Source organism: Micrococcus sp. LASM2_SD2 (genome assembly GCF_057364565.1).
Genome location: NZ_JBNFOB010000436.1, coordinates 1 through 824, shown reverse-complemented (window position 1 = coordinate 824; position 824 = coordinate 1). Strand labels below are relative to the sequence as shown.

Here is an 824-nt window from a genome sequence, read left to right as displayed (position 1 = left end):
CCCCCGGCCACCGGCTCGGGAGAGCCGTCCGGCCCCGGTGCGCCACCGTCGTCGGGAAGAGCGGACGCACCCGTGCGGGCGTCCCCGCCCTGGTGCGGTGCCGGCGCCCCCTCCTCCGAGCGCGGCGGCGCCCCCTCCTCCGTGCGGGGAGACATTCCCTGCTCCGAGCGGGGAGGCTCGCCGGGCAGGCGGAAGGTGTCGAAGAGGTCGTCGTCCGTGACGTTCTCCGGCACCGGGCCACCGGGCAGCGGATCGCCGGGCAGCGGGTCGTGGGCACGGTGCTCCGGGGGCAGGTCGTCTCCGGGGCGGGTCATCGGGTGCTCTCCTCGGTCAGGTCGGACGCGGGGTCGCCGGCCCAGGCACCGGTCCGGCGCTGGGTGTCCAGCGCGGCCTGCAGGATGGCCACGGCGGCGGCCTGGTCGATCACGGCGCGGCTGTCCTTCACCGTGCGTCCCGAGGCCTGCAGCTGACGCTGGGCGGACACGGTGGACATGCGCTCGTCCACGAGGCGGACCGCGGCGTCCGAGCCGGCCTCGGCCAACGCGTCCGCCAGCCGCCGGGCATAGTCCACCGCGTCCTCCGTGGACGGGGTCCACCGACCCTGCAGGTTCAGCGGGAGGCCGACGTAGACGGCCACGGCGTCCGTGTCGAGGACCTCCTGCACGGCCAGGCGCAGGTCGGACCCCTTCTTCTGGTCCCGGCGGAGGGTACGCAGCGGGGTCGCGATCAGCCCGTCCGGGTCCGCGGTGGCCAGCCCCACGCGGGCGCGGCCGACGTCGGACCCCGACGGTGCCGCCCGCGGCACACGGCGTCGACGTCGGATC

1 protein-coding gene and 1 pseudogene are annotated in these 824 nt (G+C 76.7%); both read right to left on the bottom strand.

What is annotated here, in order from left to right; translation table 11 throughout:
- Window positions 1-314, bottom strand: a pseudogene (locus AC2W7A_RS12975) (hypothetical protein); the annotation flags it as partial.
- Window positions 311-823 carry a Holliday junction resolvase RuvX gene (ruvX, locus tag AC2W7A_RS12970; RefSeq protein WP_485991687.1) on the bottom strand — a complete coding sequence of 171 codons (513 nt, stop codon included), beginning with the start codon at window positions 821-823 and terminating at the stop codon, window positions 311-313. The gene ruvX and the pseudogene AC2W7A_RS12975, both read right to left, overlap by 4 nt.
- Between the last annotated feature and the right edge of the window lies 1 nt (window position 824).